This window comes from Anabaena sp. CCY 9613 (assembly GCF_963920895.1).
Lineage (GTDB): Bacteria > Cyanobacteriota > Cyanobacteriia > Cyanobacteriales > Nostocaceae > Cyanocohniella.
This window is the reverse complement of record NZ_CAWUDE010000034.1, coordinates 1-15,699: the sequence shown is the minus strand read 5'-3', so window position 1 is coordinate 15,699 and position 15,699 is coordinate 1. Positions and strand designations below refer to the sequence as shown.

Sequence of the window (15,699 nt, the reverse complement as noted above, 5' to 3'; positions counted from 1 at the left end):
TGTCCATCCCCACCTTGCTTCGCTGAAAGTGGGGACTTCCGTGATTCCGTTAAACTGTAAAATATTATTTCCCAAATGAAAAAGGGGGTCACCCGGAAGCACCCCCAAAGCTTTGACACAAATACTGCTGCTTTAAACTTGAACCGCTAGTTTTGCTTCCTTTGCTGTCAACCGTTCGTAAGCGGCGCGCATTTTCAAGCCTGTCAGCACTTGGAACAAACCAGTTCCGTTGTTGGAACCTGGGTACTCACGGTGTTGAAGTAGCAAGTGAGTCATTTCACCATCGTATTTGGTGGATGTCTTGCTAAGATGGGTTTCGATATAAATAACTTCTTCCAGGTTGTCGAATTGACCGTCTACTTCTAATACTGAGACGTAGCGACCGTAGTAAACATCTGAACCATAGTACACTTGCATACCGGGATAGGAACAAGTCAGCTTACGTCCGCAAGGAGTCCAGTTAATTGTTGAACCTTCATCAAACAAGTAGGTTGGCTCAAAGCCTTCCTTACCTTCACGTTGGAGCATCCGTACCCGCAGTACTTTACGCTCTGTATCGTTTTTGATCAGGTTTGTGGGTAGTACCTGGAGAACCACATCAGCAAATTCTCTTTGTGGTTCGATGAATTTTTCAAAGTCTGGTTTGCGAGAATTGATTTGAGCTAAAACATCTTCATAGCGATGTCCTCTTTCTGCCATATCTCGCTGGATTTTCCAGGCAATTTTCACTTCATCACTGATGTCAAAATAAACGCTGAAGTCGAGCAGCGATCGCACCCTTTCATCATATAAAGGATGTAGACCTTCAACCACGACAATGTGATTCGGCTCGATGTGTTCTGGTGGATCAATCATGCCGGTTTCGTGGTTGTAAATCGGCTTATCAATTGCTTGACCTTCTTTTAGCGCTTTGATTTGCTCATACATCAGGTCAAAATTGTTTGCCCTGGGGTCAAGTGCAGTTATCCCTGTTTCTTTGCGCTGTTTGCGATCTAGGGAATGATAGTCATCTAAGCAGATGACAGTCATAAACTCTTCACCAAATAAATCTATTAAACGACGCAAAAACGTAGATTTACCGCACCCGGAGTCTCCGGCTACTCCAATCAATACCACGCGTTCCGGCTTACTTGTCATAAATCTCCTCTAAATACTAAATGTGTCAATCAATATTTTTTCACACAGCAGATTTTCAAGCCAGGAGTTTACCCCATTGGTTTATCCTGCGTTCTTGCTACTCAGCAGGGATATGGAATATTTAGACGGGAAACAAACAACTAATCATGTTGTTACTCGTCTTACTGAACCTTAATTCACTGCTGGTAAGTATTTAATCCTAGTGGTATATTAGATTTTAACAGAAGGGGGTATTCTGTAACAAGGTTTGCTGTCAAGAAGAATCCATTGCTTCAACAATCATCCTAATGGTTTAGTAATTGGTTTTAATAGCCATCTCATTACCACCTCAAAATGTTGTGTCAACGTCCTATACTTACTTTTGCGCTTCATTCAGCAAGTTTATAAGTATAATTTACTTTGGAATCAAATTTTTTCAACTAGGCAAATTTTAATTTTCACTCTGACAATTCTCTACACCTTTAAAGTCAGAATCTATCTAAAGAATGAGTTGGTTAGTCAATTCTCAGGGATTTAGAGTATGAGAGTATATTTTTGGGAAAATACGCAAATTTAGTAAGCTACTGATAGAGGTTGACAGATGTTTCACATCAAGTGAAACTGATTATAGTTTCTTATATTACTTGCGTCATCGGTTGTATAAAACCAGATAAATTTGGTTTTGCCAAGCCTTTGCTTATTTGACAAACCGGGATGGGTAACCTCCTGGCTTTGCATAGATGCTAGGTCAATGGACAGCCTGTGAAGCGCGAACTTCTTACCTGAAAGTAAAATCTGCCGTTATGCCGCCTGCGGTTAACGGGAAAAATGCACAAAAGGTAAGCACATGAGAGGCAAAATGAGCTATGGCTTCTGCTAATCAAAGTTGCCTTCTTATGCTATATGTCATTGCATCTTGCCCTTTGGGTAGTTGAAAACTGTCTCCTGAATTTAGGAATAGTAATTCACGAAAAAAAGATTAAATTGACTCATTATTAACATTCTCCCAAAGACATATCCCTTACCTTAGAAGGTGAACAGGTGTGTTTTTTGCTATGCTTGCATGTCTTTGGTGAGTGTACCTAGCACGGCATTAATTTATGGTGCCGCTTTCCCACAGCGCCAGTTTTGGTAGCCAAAATTCGATAAACTAAAGCTGGATTGTGATGGGAATAGTTTTTTTTGAGAAACGGTTAAGTAAAAATCGGAGTGGTAGAACGAATGTACAATCAAGGTGCTGTTGAGGGTGCTGCCAACATAGAATCAGGTAGCCGCATCTTCGTTTACGAAGTGGTGGGTCTGCGTCAGAACGAAGAAACTGATAAAACGAACTACCCAATTCGTAAAAGTGGCAGTGTGTTCATCAGAGTGCCTTACGACCGCATGAATCAAGAAATGCGACGGATCACTCGCCTAGGCGGCAAAATTGTTAGTATCCATCCTGTAAGTGTTCTAGAACAACTTAATGGTAAAGCGGCTCATGAGAATGCTGATAACCATCAAGAGGCTGTAGTCACATCAGGGAAGACTGCTGACAGTGAGGGAAATGGTAAAGCCACACCTGTGAATGCGAATAGTGAAGTTAAAGGCTTCGCTAAACCATCTGCTGAAGAACAGCATAAGAAGAAGGACAAAAAAGGCAACACCATGACTCAAGCGAAAGCCAAAAAAGGCGCTGACGTTCCTGTCAACACTTACCGTCCTAATGCTCCATTTATTGGTAAGTGCATATCTAATGAACCGTTAGTAAAAGAAGGCGGGATTGGTATTGTTCAGCACATTAAGTTCGACTTGACTGGCAGTGATTTAAAGTATATTGAAGGCCAAAGTATTGGGATTATTCCTCCCGGTGTAGATAAGAACGGCAAGCCAGAAAAACTTAGACTGTACTCCATCGCCTCGACTCGTCACGGCGATGATGTAGATGACAAGACAATATCACTGTGCGTTCGCCAGTTAGAATACAAGCACCCAGAAACAGGTGAAACAGTCTATGGTGTTTGTTCTACTCACTTGACTCAACTTGAACCTGGGGCAGATGTAAAAATCACTGGCCCAGTAGGTAAGGAAATGTTGCTACCCGATGATCCTGAAGCCAAGGTCATCATGATGGCAACAGGAACAGGTATTGCTCCGATGCGGGCTTATCTGTGGCGCATGTTCAAGGATGCAGAAAGAGCAGCTAACCCAGAGTATGAATTTAAAGGATTTTCTTGGCTAATATTTGGTGTTCCCACAAGTCCGAACATCTTATATAAAGAAGAACTGGAAGAAATGCAACAGAAGTATCCTGATAACTTCCGCCTCACCTATGCCATCAGTCGGGAACAAAAAAATCCCCAAGGTGGCAGAATGTATATCCAAGACCGTGTAGCAGAACATGCAGACGAACTGTGGCAACTGATTAAAGATGAAAAAACTCACACCTACATCTGCGGTTTGCGTGGTATGGAAGGTGGCATTGATGAAGCCCTAACCGCTGCTGCTGCTAAAGAAGGAGTAGTCTGGAGTGATTATCAAAAAGAACTCAAGAAAGCTCATCGTTGGCACGTAGAGACTTACTAAGTTAGTCTTTAGTCATTAGACTAGGGTGGCTAATATCAGGATAATAAGTGGGGTGGGCAATGCCCACCCTACAATTGTTTTATATGGAATAGCTGAGAAAATAGTTCTAAGTGCTTGATTTTTCCCAAAGCTGTGATTAACAGGGTAATTATTATAGATACTCAGCATTAAAAAAATAGGGTGCAAAATCTGTGGGTGTGAAACTAGGAATATTAGGATTAGGCACTGTCGGCACAGGTACGGTGCAATTACTGCAAGATTTAGCGGGGCGTAACCCATTATTGCAGGAGATAGAAATATATCGGGTGGGAGTCCGATCGCTTGATAAAATCCGTGAAGTCAAATTACCTGCAAAGGTATTAACCACCGATTTAGAAGCCATCGTCAGCGATCCGGCTGTGGATATAGTCGTTGAGGTGATGGGTGGGCTGGAACCAGCGCGATCGCTTATTCTCCAAGCCTTAAAAAATGGTAAGCACGTTGTCACTGCCAATAAAGCGGCCATCGCTCGGTTTGGTGCCGAAATTTTCACAACTGCCAACCAAGCCGGCGTATACGTCATGCTAGAAGCTGCTGTTGGCGGTGGTATCCCTGTGATCCAACCCTTAAAACAGTCCTTAAGAGTTAACCGTATTCATACTATTACTGGCATCGTTAACGGTACAACTAACTACATCCTCACACGGATGCAAACTGAAGGTAGCGACTTTAGCGATGTCTTAGCAGATGCCCAAAGACTAGGTTACGCCGAAGCTGACCCTACAGCAGATGTAGAGGGCTTAGACGCAGCCGATAAAATTGCCATTCTCGCCTCATTGGGCTTTGATGGCCGGATCAATCTCCAGGATGTTTATTGTGAAGGGATTCGGCAAGTTAGCAAAACAGATATTACCTACGCCGAAAAATTGGGATTTGTGATTAAATTATTAGCGATCGCTAAACAATCTACTCCTTCTTCCCCCTCTTCTTCCCTTTCCGTCAGAGTTCATCCCACCTTGGTACCCAAAGCCCATCCATTAGCTAGCATTAACGGCGTTTACAATGCCATTCTCGTAGAAGGAGAACCCATTGGGCAGGTAATGTTTTTCGGGCCCGGGGCGGGTGCGGGTGCTACAGCCAGTGCCGTCACTTCGGATATTTTAAATTTAGTCGCTGTCCTCAAAACCAGTACAGCCAACCCCAATCCATTATTAACCTGTGGACACCAAGACTACTGTCAAATTGCCCCAATGACAGAGCTAGTAACGCGATTTTATGCCCGATTCCTGACCAAAGACCAACCCGGCGTCATCGGTAAATTAGGTACTTGTTTTGGCAATCATGGCGTTAGCTTAGAATCAGTTGTGCAAACAGGCTTTCAGGGAGGACTAGCAGAAATTGTAGTTGTCACCCACGATGTCCGAGAAGGTGATTTTCACCAAGCCCTAGCTGAAATTCGTAATTTAGAAGCGATAGACAGTATACCCAGTCTGCTGCGAGTGCTGTGATGTGGGGAGTGGGGAGTAGGGAGTAGGGAGTGGGAGGGAAGACTTTGGATGTGTACTCAAAACTAAAATTATTCTCCCTCATCCCCCTCATCCCCCTCATTGTTGTAAAGTAGAAACAAATTTTACTGTCCCCAGGGTATTTACGATGACAAATCGACCTCCTTCCGAACAGGAGTCATCTCAAAAAACTGCCCTTGGCTTTGATGAATTTATCGCCATTCTGGTTGCCTTTTTGACTTTGGGCGGAATTTTGTTTTGGTCAATTTTTCGCAGTGGTTCTGGCTGGGATTTTCAGCTATTCCCGAATGTATCTCCTACTGCTGAACCTCAACCGGGTTCAACATCTCCATTATCTGGGTTGGAACCCAGTACAGATAATAATTTCCGTACCTTTTCATCACCTTCAGCAGATACAACCGTTGTTGAACCTAACATGACTCGTCCCCTAGGGCCCCTGCCCACCTTAGCGCCCTCTCAAGCACCACGTAGGCAAATACCTTTCTTCCGGAGGAGCTTTGAGTCATCCCTTAAATCATTACCGTTGTCTTTAGTCGCTCCTGCTGAGAAAAAGTCAACTATTCCCCCACCAGTTGCATTTAATGATGTCCCCTCTGATTTTTGGGCAGGTCGTTTTATTGATGTTCTTTCTTCTCGTGGCATTATTAAGGGCTTTCCAGATGATTCTTTTAGACCAAATCAGCCTGTAAACCGGGCTGAATTTGCGGCTATTCTGCAACAGGCTTTTAACCAAACTACGACTAATACAACTATATCTTTCAAAGACCTACCAGCTAACTCCTGGGCAACACCAGCCATTGAACAAGCTGTTGGTACTGGTTTTTTAAAAGGTTACCCTGACCAAACATTTCAACCAGAAGAAAAGATTCCTAGAGTACAAGTTTTAGTTGCTCTTGTTAGTGGTTTGAATCTACCAGAAACGGAGGAGTCATCTCAAGTATTAAGTATTTACGAAGATGCTGAAGAAATTCCTCAATACGCCATTGACAAAATAGCCGTGGCTACAGCCAATGACCTTGTTTTTAATTATCCAGAATCAAATATTTTGGCTCCTAATCAAGAAGCTACCCGCGCTGAGGTAGCTGTCATGGTTTATCAAGCGTTGGCTTTAAAAGGCAGGGTAGAGAAAATTTCTTCTCAAAATTACCAGCGATTATCTCAGTGAAATTAAACAGGGAGTAGGGGGGAAGTTTTTTCCCAATAACTAATGGTTAATGACCCTACTCTTAAAATAATTGCAGCTAAGTTCGCAGAGGATATACAAAATAAAATAGCATTATTGAATGTTTGGTGTCAGTAATAGGCGCCTATATTTTACAAGTCCTTGAGTAGCTGCTTAGATGTATGTGTGTAACGGCTTGTCGTCAGACATCACACCTCACCTAAAAGAAGACGCCCCAAAGGGCGCCTTAACAAACATTAACCGTAGCTTTTGTCAACAGCTACTTGATAAAACGTCTACCCTAAAGTAAGAACAAAACCAGAACAAGAGGATAGCGATGGTGAAGGTATTAAGCTTCTGGAAGGTTTTTGCCGACGACTTGTGATTTGAGGGTTGTAATTTCGTCAGTTAACTCTCGCCGGGTTGTAGCTTTGAGTAAATAGCGGTAAACAAACCAAGCAGAGTAGCCAATACCAATCAACTCAAAGGTCGGTGCAACTAAAGGAACATCATTCAAAGCATCTAATATTGCCAAGAGTACCTTAACCGAAACAATTGCTGCGACAATTAAGCCAACACTAACTAGGGGCTGTTTATATTGATTAAAGAAGCTTCCCAGATATTCGGGCAGTGTTGCTAAAAAGCCAGAAATTTGTTCACCGTATTTTTGCCATTGCTCTTGAGACTGCACAGGAGGCTGGAGTTTGGTAATAGTTCCTGTTTGGTTGTTGATATTTGGCACTGCGGCCTCTGTAGATTTGGTTTCTGTGAATTCTGGTTCTTGCATTTTCACTCCCAATAAATTTAACAGTTGAGTTTATCTAATCCGGACAGTTACAACCACAAGGCTGTTGATTAGGCAATGCACGAGGATATCGGTACACCTGAGTTTGAGGCACAAAAGGGTTTAGTGTCCTACAACCATAATTGCCCCGTATACTCTACTGCATCAACTACAAGGTAGACAATCAGTAGGCAATATAGAAGTCAGAAGGCAGCAAGATATATTAAAATCAGCTTTCTGAGTTCTGTATTTTGTGAATCAATATATAATCCTCAGGTTGTGATTATCCCATACCGTGTCAATTGCTCATAATCGTACTCATTTGAGTACAAATCATGCAAAAATCAAACCACCTCTCATTTATACAAGCATAAACGCCGATTTTATCTGATATTAAAGCTATCTTAAGCCGCCTTCGTCAATTAGCTCATTGGTCATTGATACTCAGTTTTTATGTATGCAAACAAACTAGACATAATGACTATTTTATGATATGGGTATGGAGTCAGTTTTGATTGGCAATATAGTAGGGCTACTACTTTTTCTAGATTAGGACAAGTAGACAAATTTTGTTAGTGCAAATCAAAAAAGTTTTTACACAAATTGCGATCTGTGCATCTACACGAAATCACATCACAGGTAATACGCCTAAATAGCTGGCAATATCCTAAAGATATGGATTGGATTAATCTGAACGCTAATGCTAACCCGAAATGAAGTGTAAAGTAAGCACGGCGCTGATAAGGCTATGTTAGGGTCAGGGTATCACAACACTCCCTACCCTTTTCTTGTGGAATGCTCCACCAATACGCTAATAAAACCGCAGCATGATCATTTTCTAGGTGGCGTATTGACACTTAAATGAGCAACTAGAAGTCACCAGAGGTGTAAGGATAATGCTTGCCAAATACAATTGATCTTATCCCTACACCTGGCTAAATTTATATTTCTTTACATCAATCTACTTAGTTCAGCCTAGTCCCAATCTGGGAACATATCTGCGTCTTCGCCACCAATACCAATACCAGTGTGATAGATTTCTGCGTCGGTAATGATCATGTGATCCATCGATGCTCCATACACATTGGAATCGTAAATCTGAGCGCGAGTCAGATTTGCACCGTTGAGATTAGCATTCTTAAAATTAACGTTGGTCAGTAAGGCTGAAGTTAAGTTTGCACCTTTCAAATTAGCATCAGTTAGGTCTGCACCTTCGAGATTGACTCCTTCGAGGTTTGCTCCTTCGAGGTTTGCTCCTCGTAAGTCAGCACCAATTAAATGAGCGCCACTAAGGTTAACTTTGGAGAGATTACACTGTACACATTCTCTAGTGAAATGTAATTTTTGTAAGTCCTGGGAATTCCCAGCGTTCACAACACTAGCAAAAATTAGGGGAGTTGCTAAGGCTAGAGTGGCGAATAGCTTGAGTTTCATAATTTTTTCCCCTTCGTCATTAGATTAAATCCGTTCTTTTCCTCACGATTGTATTATCTCACTAAATTTATAAAAATAGTTGATTTACTATACAAATTGATATTGATTTACAAAAATGTCTTTATGCTGCCAGAAATACTGTTGCTTATGGTTGTAGGCATTGGCTATCCGATAATTTTTGCCAAAATAACGCCATTAAATTAAAGTTAAATCTTTTTAAGAAGCTGTGCCACTTGGCATAGTTGAACATGAGATATTGACTAGTATTCTCTTAATACCAAATAGCACACAGTATAAACATTTAAGTAGTAGTTTAACGTACCAGAAATTCCCTCATATACTGATTAACCAAATCAGGGTTTTCCTGCTGAACCCAATGTCCGCAATGGGGAATATACTTAATTTGGAAGTCTCTAACATAAAGTTTTGTGTCGTAAGTCAGTTCTTTTCCTAGTGCAGTATCGTTTTCTCCCCAAATCATTAATGTAGGCATAGTCAAAATTCCCCAATTTTCAGTGAGAAAAGGTTGTTGAAAAATGTTACGATAGTAGTCCAACATGGCTGTAACCGCGCCACGTTTAGCCGCAGCATTTTTATAAGCGTCAATATCTGCTGGGGTAAAAGCATTTTTATTAACTGCTGTGCCTTGAAAGATATGATCAATGACTTGATAATCTGAAGATTGTAGGATTAATTCTGGTAGCCAAGGTAGTTGAAATAAGAAGATGTACCAGCTGCGTAGCAACTGCTGAAAAGTGCGTAAACCTTGGGAAAATTTAGCAGGGTGAGGGAGGTTGAGGATAATTAATCGCTCTACCATTTCCGGGTGAGCATAGGCAAAAGACCAAGCGATCGCACCGCCCCAATCATGACCAACTAATATACACTTGTCATATCCTAAGCCTTTAATTACCCCTTCCACATCTTTGATAAATTCATCCATGACATAAGCTGATTGCTCTTTGGGTTTATCGCTGTCGTTGTAGCCGCGTAAATCCAGGGCGACGACTTGAAAATATTTGGCGAACTCTGGGATTTGATGCCGCCACGAATACCAAAACTCAGGAAAGCCATGTAACATCAGCATTAATGGCCCTGCTCCTTGGGTAACGTAGTGCAGTTTCACCCCGTTGGTGGTGATATATTCGTGTTTCCAGGAATTTTGGATTACAGACATATGTTGTATTTCTTCCAAGTATGATGTGAGTATTGTAAAAATTATGGGTTGAGTTTTGGGTCAACACATCTGTTAAGCGACAGTTTCGTATAGTGATTATCCCTAAACTAGATATGGGGTTAAGTCAGCAAACTATTACATTAAGTAGTATGTCAAGTTAAAGGGGATTGACAAAAAGCCCTTCATTTGAAAAGGAAAAGAAGAGTGAAATCTCAATTACAGGTTGAACAGGTAATTAATACTCTGAAGTCAGATTTACCAACACTGTTTAAAAAAGATATTTCCTATGATATTTATACGCAGGATATTTACTTTCAAGACCCGGTAAATAAATTTAAATGGAAATTCAATTACCGCATTATATTTTGGACATTGCGATTTCACGCCCGGCTATTTTTTACGCAAATTTATTTTGACTTGCATGAAGTCTCTCAGCCAGCCGAAGATACTATTTTAGCTAAGTGGACAGTTCGCGGAATCTTACGTGTTCCCTGGAAAGCACCGCTATTTTTTAATGGCTATTCAACATACAAACTTAACCAAGATAATTTAATATATCAGCATATCGATACATGGGATCGCCCACCAGGAGATATTTTACAGCAGTTTTGGCAAAGGGGAGAAGATAACTGACTTTGATAAAAAATATGGGATAATGACTATCAATGTTAATGCATAAATTAATATTAAATTCCTTTTTTAAACATAATTATGATGGGTAATATGCTCATTTAACAAACAAATAAATAAAGTCACAAAAGCTGGCTATACTAAAGTAGATAAACATTTACTTAGTTATCAGATTAAGTTCTCAGTAACGAATATAGTTCACATAATATCAAAACGTTTGTATAGACTTAGCATTGATCTATTTATAATACGAAATACAATATTTAATGAAAATCATAAATAAATATTAGTGATGTATAATAATATTTGTTTTTGATCGAATAGTATACAAAAAAAGTAAAAATGGCAAAAAACAGTCCTAAAGTTAGCCTAGATGCGCTCATATCGAGAGAAGCATTTGAAGTACAAGGTCAGTCTGGCCAAAACATAGGAAGAAACATTCCTATGATATCAGTTCGTGATTTAGAAAAAAATTCTTTTTTTTATCCATTTTTACGTAAACCTGATTTTCAGAGAGAAACTAATGAGTGGGAAGCTGAAAAAATATGTGAATTTATAGAAAGTTTTTTAGATGGTGATTTAATACCATCTGTAATTCTTTGGAGAAGTACTAGCAGTTATTATTTTGTAATTGATGGCTCACATAGGCTTAGTTCTCTAATAGCCTGGATCAATGATGACTATGGCGACGGCAAAATTTCCAAAGAATTTTATGATGGAGATATTACAGAAGAACAAAAAAATGCGGCTCAAGAAGTAAGAAAGCAAATTAAGCAAAACATAGGTACATACAAAGATTATCAATCATTAACACAGCATAGAGGACAAGTAGATCCAAAACTTCTTGAAAGAGCAAGAAACTTAGGGGCTTTAGGTATCCAGCTTCAGTGGGTTGAAGGTGATTCAGAAAAAGCAGAAACATCGTTTTTCAAAATCAACCAAAAAGCAGCACCTATTGGCGAAACAGAGATGCGTTTATTGCTAGCGAGAAAGATGCCTAACGGTGTCGCTGCTCGTGCAATTATGAGAAGTGGTAATGGTCATAAATATTGGTCAGAATTTTCGCAGCAAAAACAGGATGAAATTGAAAAATTAGCACAAGAAATACACCAACTTATTTTTGAACCCAAATTAAAAAATCCTATAAAAACTTTAGATGTACCAATAGTAGGAAATCTATCATCTTCTGAAAAGCTTGAAGTCATATTAGAGTTTGTCAATATGATTAATGGGATAGAAGTAGATAGTCAACTAGGAGAAGATGGAACGGGAGAAAAGACTGTAGAACTTTTAATAAATTGCAAAAAAGTGGCCCAAAGGATAAATAGCAATCATCCTTCATCTTTAGGACTACATCCAATTATATATTTCTACACATCTGCTGGTAAGCCTAAAATTGGTTCGTTTTATGGTATTGCTACCTTAATATTACATTTAGAAACAACTAGATATTTCACTAAATTTATACAAGTCAGGAAAGATTTTGAATGGGTAATTTGGCAAGATGATATGGTTCCGCAGATTGTAAGCAAAAATGGAAGCGCCGTCAAAGCAAGGCTTAAGGTTAAAGAATTTTATATACAAATCATTGAAAAATTGTTGCAAGGAACAGATAAAAAAAATGTCATTAAGGAGATAATTGCTGAAAAAGTTTTTGGTGCTTTAAAACCTAAAGCAAAAAGTTATGCCAGTGCATCTCAAACTAAAGAGTTCTCACGAGAGACAAAATCAGCAGCTTTTATTAGAGATGCTTTACCAGGTTCTCTAAGATGTAAAATTTGTGGTTCCTATCTCCCTGTTCGTATTAGCTCCATAGATCACATTAAAAGAAAAGCTGATGGTGGCTTAGGGAATTTAGACAATGCACAGTTAACTCACCCATACTGTAATACAACAATTAAAAATTGAATTTTTAACCCAGGCATAAATTTAGATTTGAAGTGAAATTCCCTATAAGATAAAGTACAACTTACCGATTTCACTTACTTCAGATTCATTGATGTTAACTAATACACTACTACTTCTTCACCGCCGGATACTGCTGTAATACCTGTTGTAAATATTGCCCAGTATAAGACCTAGGATTTTTTGCAACTTCCTCTGGCGTACCCACACCAATAACTTCTCCGCCTTTATCGCCACCTTCTGGGCCTAAATCTATTACCCAGTCAGAACAACGAATGACATCTAAGTTGTGTTCAATGACTAAAATTGAATTACCTTTATCTACTAATCTTTGCAACACATCTAACAATTTATGGACATCATAAAAAGATAACCCTGTGGTAGGTTCATCTATTAAATAAAGTGTCTTACCTGTGGCGCGGCGAGAGAGTTCTGTGGCTAATTTTACTCGTTGCGCTTCTCCACCAGATAAAGTTGTAGCAGGTTGTCCCAGTTTGACATAACCTAAGCCGACATCATATAAAGTTTGCAAGCGGGTCACTGCTTTGGGAATATTTTGAAAAAATTCTAAACTCTCCTCAACTGTCATATTGAGAACATCAGAAATAGACTTATCTTTGTATTTCACCTGCAAAGTTTCGCGGTTATATCTCGCACCTTTACATACATCGCATTGCACATAAACATCAGGAAGAAAGTTCATTTCAATGACATTTACACCTTGTCCGCTACAAGCTTCGCAACGTCCACCTTTAACATTGAAAGAAAATTGTCCCGGTTTATATCCCCTAGCTTTGGCTTCTACTGTTTGGGAAAATACATCTCGAATCGCATCAAAAATGCCTGTATAAGTTGCAGGATTAGAACGTGGTGTGCGTCCTATGGGAGATTGGTCAATCACAATTGCTTTATCAACAGCATTTAATCCCTTAATTTCTTGTAGGTGTTTCGGTAAAGGAACTTTTTTGGTGAGATGATGTTGTAATGATGGATAAAGTAATTCATTAATTAGGGTAGATTTGCCAGAACCAGAAACACCAGTAACGGCGACAAGTTTACCTAAAGGAATTTCTACATCTATATTTTGTAAATTATTACGATGGGCATTTTTAATGATTAAACTGCGCCCGTTTCCTTCTCGACGTTCTTTTGGTGTATGAATTACCCGTCTCCCAGATAAATAAGCACCCGTCAAAGATGCTTCTGCTGCTAGTAAGGCTTGTAAATCACCTTGGGCGATAATATTACCACCATGAATCCCTGCACCAGGGCCAATATCAACAATATGATTGGCTGCACGAATGGTTTCTTCATCATGTTCAACTACGATTAAAGTATTACCTAAGTCGCGCAATTTAGTTAAGGTTTGCAGTAACCGTCCATTATCTCGTTGATGCAAACCAATACTCGGTTCATCTAAAACGTAAAGTACGCCAGTTAACCCAGAACCAATCTGCGTTGCTAAACGAATACGTTGAGCTTCCCCTCCAGAAAGAGTCATGGCGGGACGGTCAAGGGTGAGATAATCTAAGCCCACATCTAACAAAAATTGCAATCTAGCTTTGATTTCTTTTAAAACTAAATCTGCAATTTGTATTTGCCGATCGCTTAACTTTAACTGATCAATTCTTTGCCGACAATCCCGAATCGATACACCTGTTAATTCTAAAATGCCATATTGTCCCAAGCGTACTGCTAAAGCCTCTGGTTTTAAACGTTTTCCTCCACAAACCTCACACGGCTGGTCAACTAAATATTGCTCTAATTTCTGCTTAACTAACTCAGTGCCACCTTCATATTGCCGTTGTAAAATGGGAATTGCACCCTTAAAACTCTGTTTTCTTTGGGCTGCTGTGGTTCCTTCGGTGTTCTCTCCATACAACACAGTCTGCTGTTGTTCTACCGTCAGATGATTCCACTTAGCTTGCAACTCAAACCCATAAGCCTGTCCGACACTATAAAGCAATTCCAAATAATAAGAATTGTCTTTTTCTGACCAAGGCGCGATCGCAGCGTAAACAGGTGCTTCTGGGTCAGGTACAATCAAATCCGGTGCAAATCTTTTTAATGTCCCCAAACCGTGACAGTGGGGACAAGCACCATAAGGTGAGTTAAACGAGAACAAACGCGGCGATAATTCTTCCATCACCGCCCCGTGGACTGGACAAGCAAAGTTTTCGGAAAATACTAATTCTTCTTCTTCTCCACTTTCATCTGTCACCAGAATGTTAGCAATACCACCAGACTGCTTTAAGCACGTAGATAAAGAATCCACCAAACGCTCTTGAATACCGGACTTTTTCACCAAGCGGTCAATAACAACTTCAATGGTGTGAGTCAAATTTTTATCTAATTCAATGGAGTCAGATAATTCCCGCACTTCCCCATTAATGCGGACACGCACAAAGCCTTGAGATGCCAAACTAGATAGCAGCTTGCGGTGAGTACCTTTTTTACCCCGGACAACTGGGGCGAGAATTTGGAAACGAGTCCGATCTGGTAAATCCGCAATGCGATCGCACATTTCATCAATGGTCTGAGGGGCAATAGAGCGATCGCATATGGGACAATGAGGTTCACCCGCACGACCAAACAATAGTCGCAAATAATCGTAAATTTCCGTCACCGTCCCCACCGTGGAACGAGGATTATGGGAAGTTGATTTTTGGTCAATGGAAATCGCCGGACTTAAGCCTTCAATGGCTTCCACATCCGGTTTATCTAATTGTCCGAGAAATTGTCGGGCGTAGGCGCTAAGGGATTCCACATAACGCCGTTGACCTTCCGCAAAGATGGTATCAAACGCCAGAGAAGACTTACCCGAACCAGAAACGCCAGTAAATACAATCAGGCGATCGCGTGGTAATTCCAAGTCAATATTTTTCAGATTATGCTGCCTAGCACCCCGAATCCGAATGGTATTCTGGCTGTTGTAGTTAGGGTAGGGAAGATGTCCATTTAACGAAGAGGCTAGCTTTTTATCTGACATATCAACTGGCTGATAATGGGAGGCTGCGGGCAACAGTTTTTAATAATACTATCTTTACATTAGTTATAGTAGAACATAAGTACTGCTTTGGGTAGTGATTGCTCCACAAGATTATTTATAAACTTATGTGATATTAACTGGTCTTTGGCTTTATGGGCATTAATTAAAACAGTATTTATATGTAAGTAGCACTTCTAATCAATTAGCAGTTGCAATAACTAGTCTAGTATTTGTATACATCACAATAATTATTGATTTATTTACTCAACAGCCTTATTGAGTAAAAGTTTTAGCGATTAAATGTCTAGAAAAATAGACAATTGATATTTTAGGTTTATGAACAAAAGCATAAGATAAAGATAACGGAAGCATTCCTTGAGGTCTCCCAATGAATATGGTAGACGGTGCGACCCTGTTGACGACAATTTTTGT

At 39.9% G+C, this 15,699-nt stretch carries 10 protein-coding genes; 5 read left to right on the top strand and 5 right to left on the bottom strand.

The window, feature by feature from the left end; all coding sequences use genetic code 11:
• Nucleotides 1-132: 132 nt before the first annotated feature.
• On the bottom strand, nt 133-1,137 hold the full coding sequence (locus ACM0OT_RS23350; RefSeq protein ID WP_414566761.1) for a phosphoribulokinase: 1,005 nt from the start codon (nt 1,135-1,137) through the stop codon (nt 133-135).
• Between the two features lie 1,200 nt (nt 1,138-2,337).
• Here ACM0OT_RS23350 and petH point away from each other — a divergent pair.
• From petH to ACM0OT_RS23335, 3 genes are all read left to right on the top strand, one after another.
• Nucleotides 2,338-3,681, top strand: a complete 1,344-nt coding sequence (gene petH, locus ACM0OT_RS23345) for a ferredoxin--NADP reductase (protein ID WP_414566762.1) — start codon at nt 2,338-2,340, stop codon at nt 3,679-3,681.
• A gap of 191 nt (nt 3,682-3,872) precedes the next feature.
• A complete protein-coding gene (locus ACM0OT_RS23340) occupies nt 3,873-5,168 on the top strand; it encodes a homoserine dehydrogenase (RefSeq protein ID WP_414566760.1) in 1,296 nt (431 codons plus the stop codon).
• Nucleotides 5,169-5,313: 145 nt separating this feature from the next.
• Nucleotides 5,314-6,351, top strand: a complete 1,038-nt coding sequence (locus ACM0OT_RS23335; protein ID WP_414566759.1) for an S-layer homology domain-containing protein — start codon at nt 5,314-5,316, stop codon at nt 6,349-6,351.
• Between the two features lie 346 nt (nt 6,352-6,697).
• Here the strand turns inward: ACM0OT_RS23335 and ACM0OT_RS23330 are convergent, their stop codons facing one another.
• The 3 genes from ACM0OT_RS23330 to ACM0OT_RS23320 all read right to left on the bottom strand — a co-directional run bounded on the left by ACM0OT_RS23330 (nt 6,698) and on the right by ACM0OT_RS23320 (nt 9,743).
• Nucleotides 6,698-7,135 carry a CAAD domain-containing protein gene (locus ACM0OT_RS23330; protein ID WP_414542212.1) on the bottom strand — a complete coding sequence of 146 codons (438 nt, stop codon included), beginning with the start codon at nt 7,133-7,135 and terminating at the stop codon, nt 6,698-6,700.
• Between the two features lie 972 nt (nt 7,136-8,107).
• The gene (locus ACM0OT_RS23325; RefSeq protein WP_414542211.1) at nt 8,108-8,566 is read right to left on the bottom strand and encodes a pentapeptide repeat-containing protein; all 459 of its coding nucleotides are present in this window, start codon (nt 8,564-8,566) and stop codon (nt 8,108-8,110) included.
• 313 nt (nt 8,567-8,879) lie between these two features.
• Nucleotides 8,880-9,743, bottom strand: a complete 864-nt coding sequence (locus ACM0OT_RS23320) for an alpha/beta fold hydrolase (protein WP_414566758.1) — start codon at nt 9,741-9,743, stop codon at nt 8,880-8,882.
• Nucleotides 9,744-9,947: 204 nt separating this feature from the next.
• Here ACM0OT_RS23320 and ACM0OT_RS23315 point away from each other — a divergent pair, with 204 nt between their 5' ends.
• Both ACM0OT_RS23315 and ACM0OT_RS23310 read left to right on the top strand, forming a co-directional pair.
• Complete coding sequence (locus ACM0OT_RS23315) at nt 9,948-10,376, top strand: DUF2358 domain-containing protein (RefSeq protein ID WP_414566757.1); 429 nt, start codon at nt 9,948-9,950, stop codon at nt 10,374-10,376.
• A gap of 339 nt (nt 10,377-10,715) precedes the next feature.
• Entirely contained in the window at nt 10,716-12,281 is a 1,566-nt protein-coding gene (locus ACM0OT_RS23310; protein WP_414566756.1) for an HNH endonuclease family protein, read from the top strand.
• 109 nt (nt 12,282-12,390) lie between these two features.
• Here the strand turns inward: ACM0OT_RS23310 and uvrA are convergent, their stop codons facing one another.
• Nucleotides 12,391-15,267 (bottom strand): excinuclease ABC subunit UvrA, encoded by a 2,877-nt coding sequence (gene uvrA, locus ACM0OT_RS23305; RefSeq protein ID WP_414566755.1) that lies wholly within the window; start codon nt 15,265-15,267, stop codon nt 12,391-12,393.
• Nucleotides 15,268-15,699 lie beyond the last annotated feature (432 nt).

Bases quoted from the DNA above. Each gene is read 5' to 3' on its own strand.
- ACM0OT_RS23350 (WP_414566761.1), bottom strand. From the start codon at position 1,137: ATGACAAGTAAGCCGGAACGCGTGGTATTGATTGGAGTAGCCGGAGAC.
- petH (WP_414566762.1), top strand. From the start codon at position 2,338: ATGTACAATCAAGGTGCTGTTGAGGGTGCTGCCAACATAGAATCAGGT.
- ACM0OT_RS23335 (WP_414566759.1), top strand. From the start codon at position 5,314: ATGACAAATCGACCTCCTTCCGAACAGGAGTCATCTCAAAAAACTGCC.
- ACM0OT_RS23330 (WP_414542212.1), bottom strand. From the start codon at position 7,135: ATGCAAGAACCAGAATTCACAGAAACCAAATCTACAGAGGCCGCAGTG.
- ACM0OT_RS23325 (WP_414542211.1), bottom strand. From the start codon at position 8,566: ATGAAACTCAAGCTATTCGCCACTCTAGCCTTAGCAACTCCCCTAATT.
- ACM0OT_RS23320 (WP_414566758.1), bottom strand. From the start codon at position 9,743: ATGTCTGTAATCCAAAATTCCTGGAAACACGAATATATCACCACCAAC.
- ACM0OT_RS23310 (WP_414566756.1), top strand. From the start codon at position 10,716: ATGGCAAAAAACAGTCCTAAAGTTAGCCTAGATGCGCTCATATCGAGA.
- uvrA (WP_414566755.1), bottom strand. From the start codon at position 15,267: ATGTCAGATAAAAAGCTAGCCTCTTCGTTAAATGGACATCTTCCCTAC.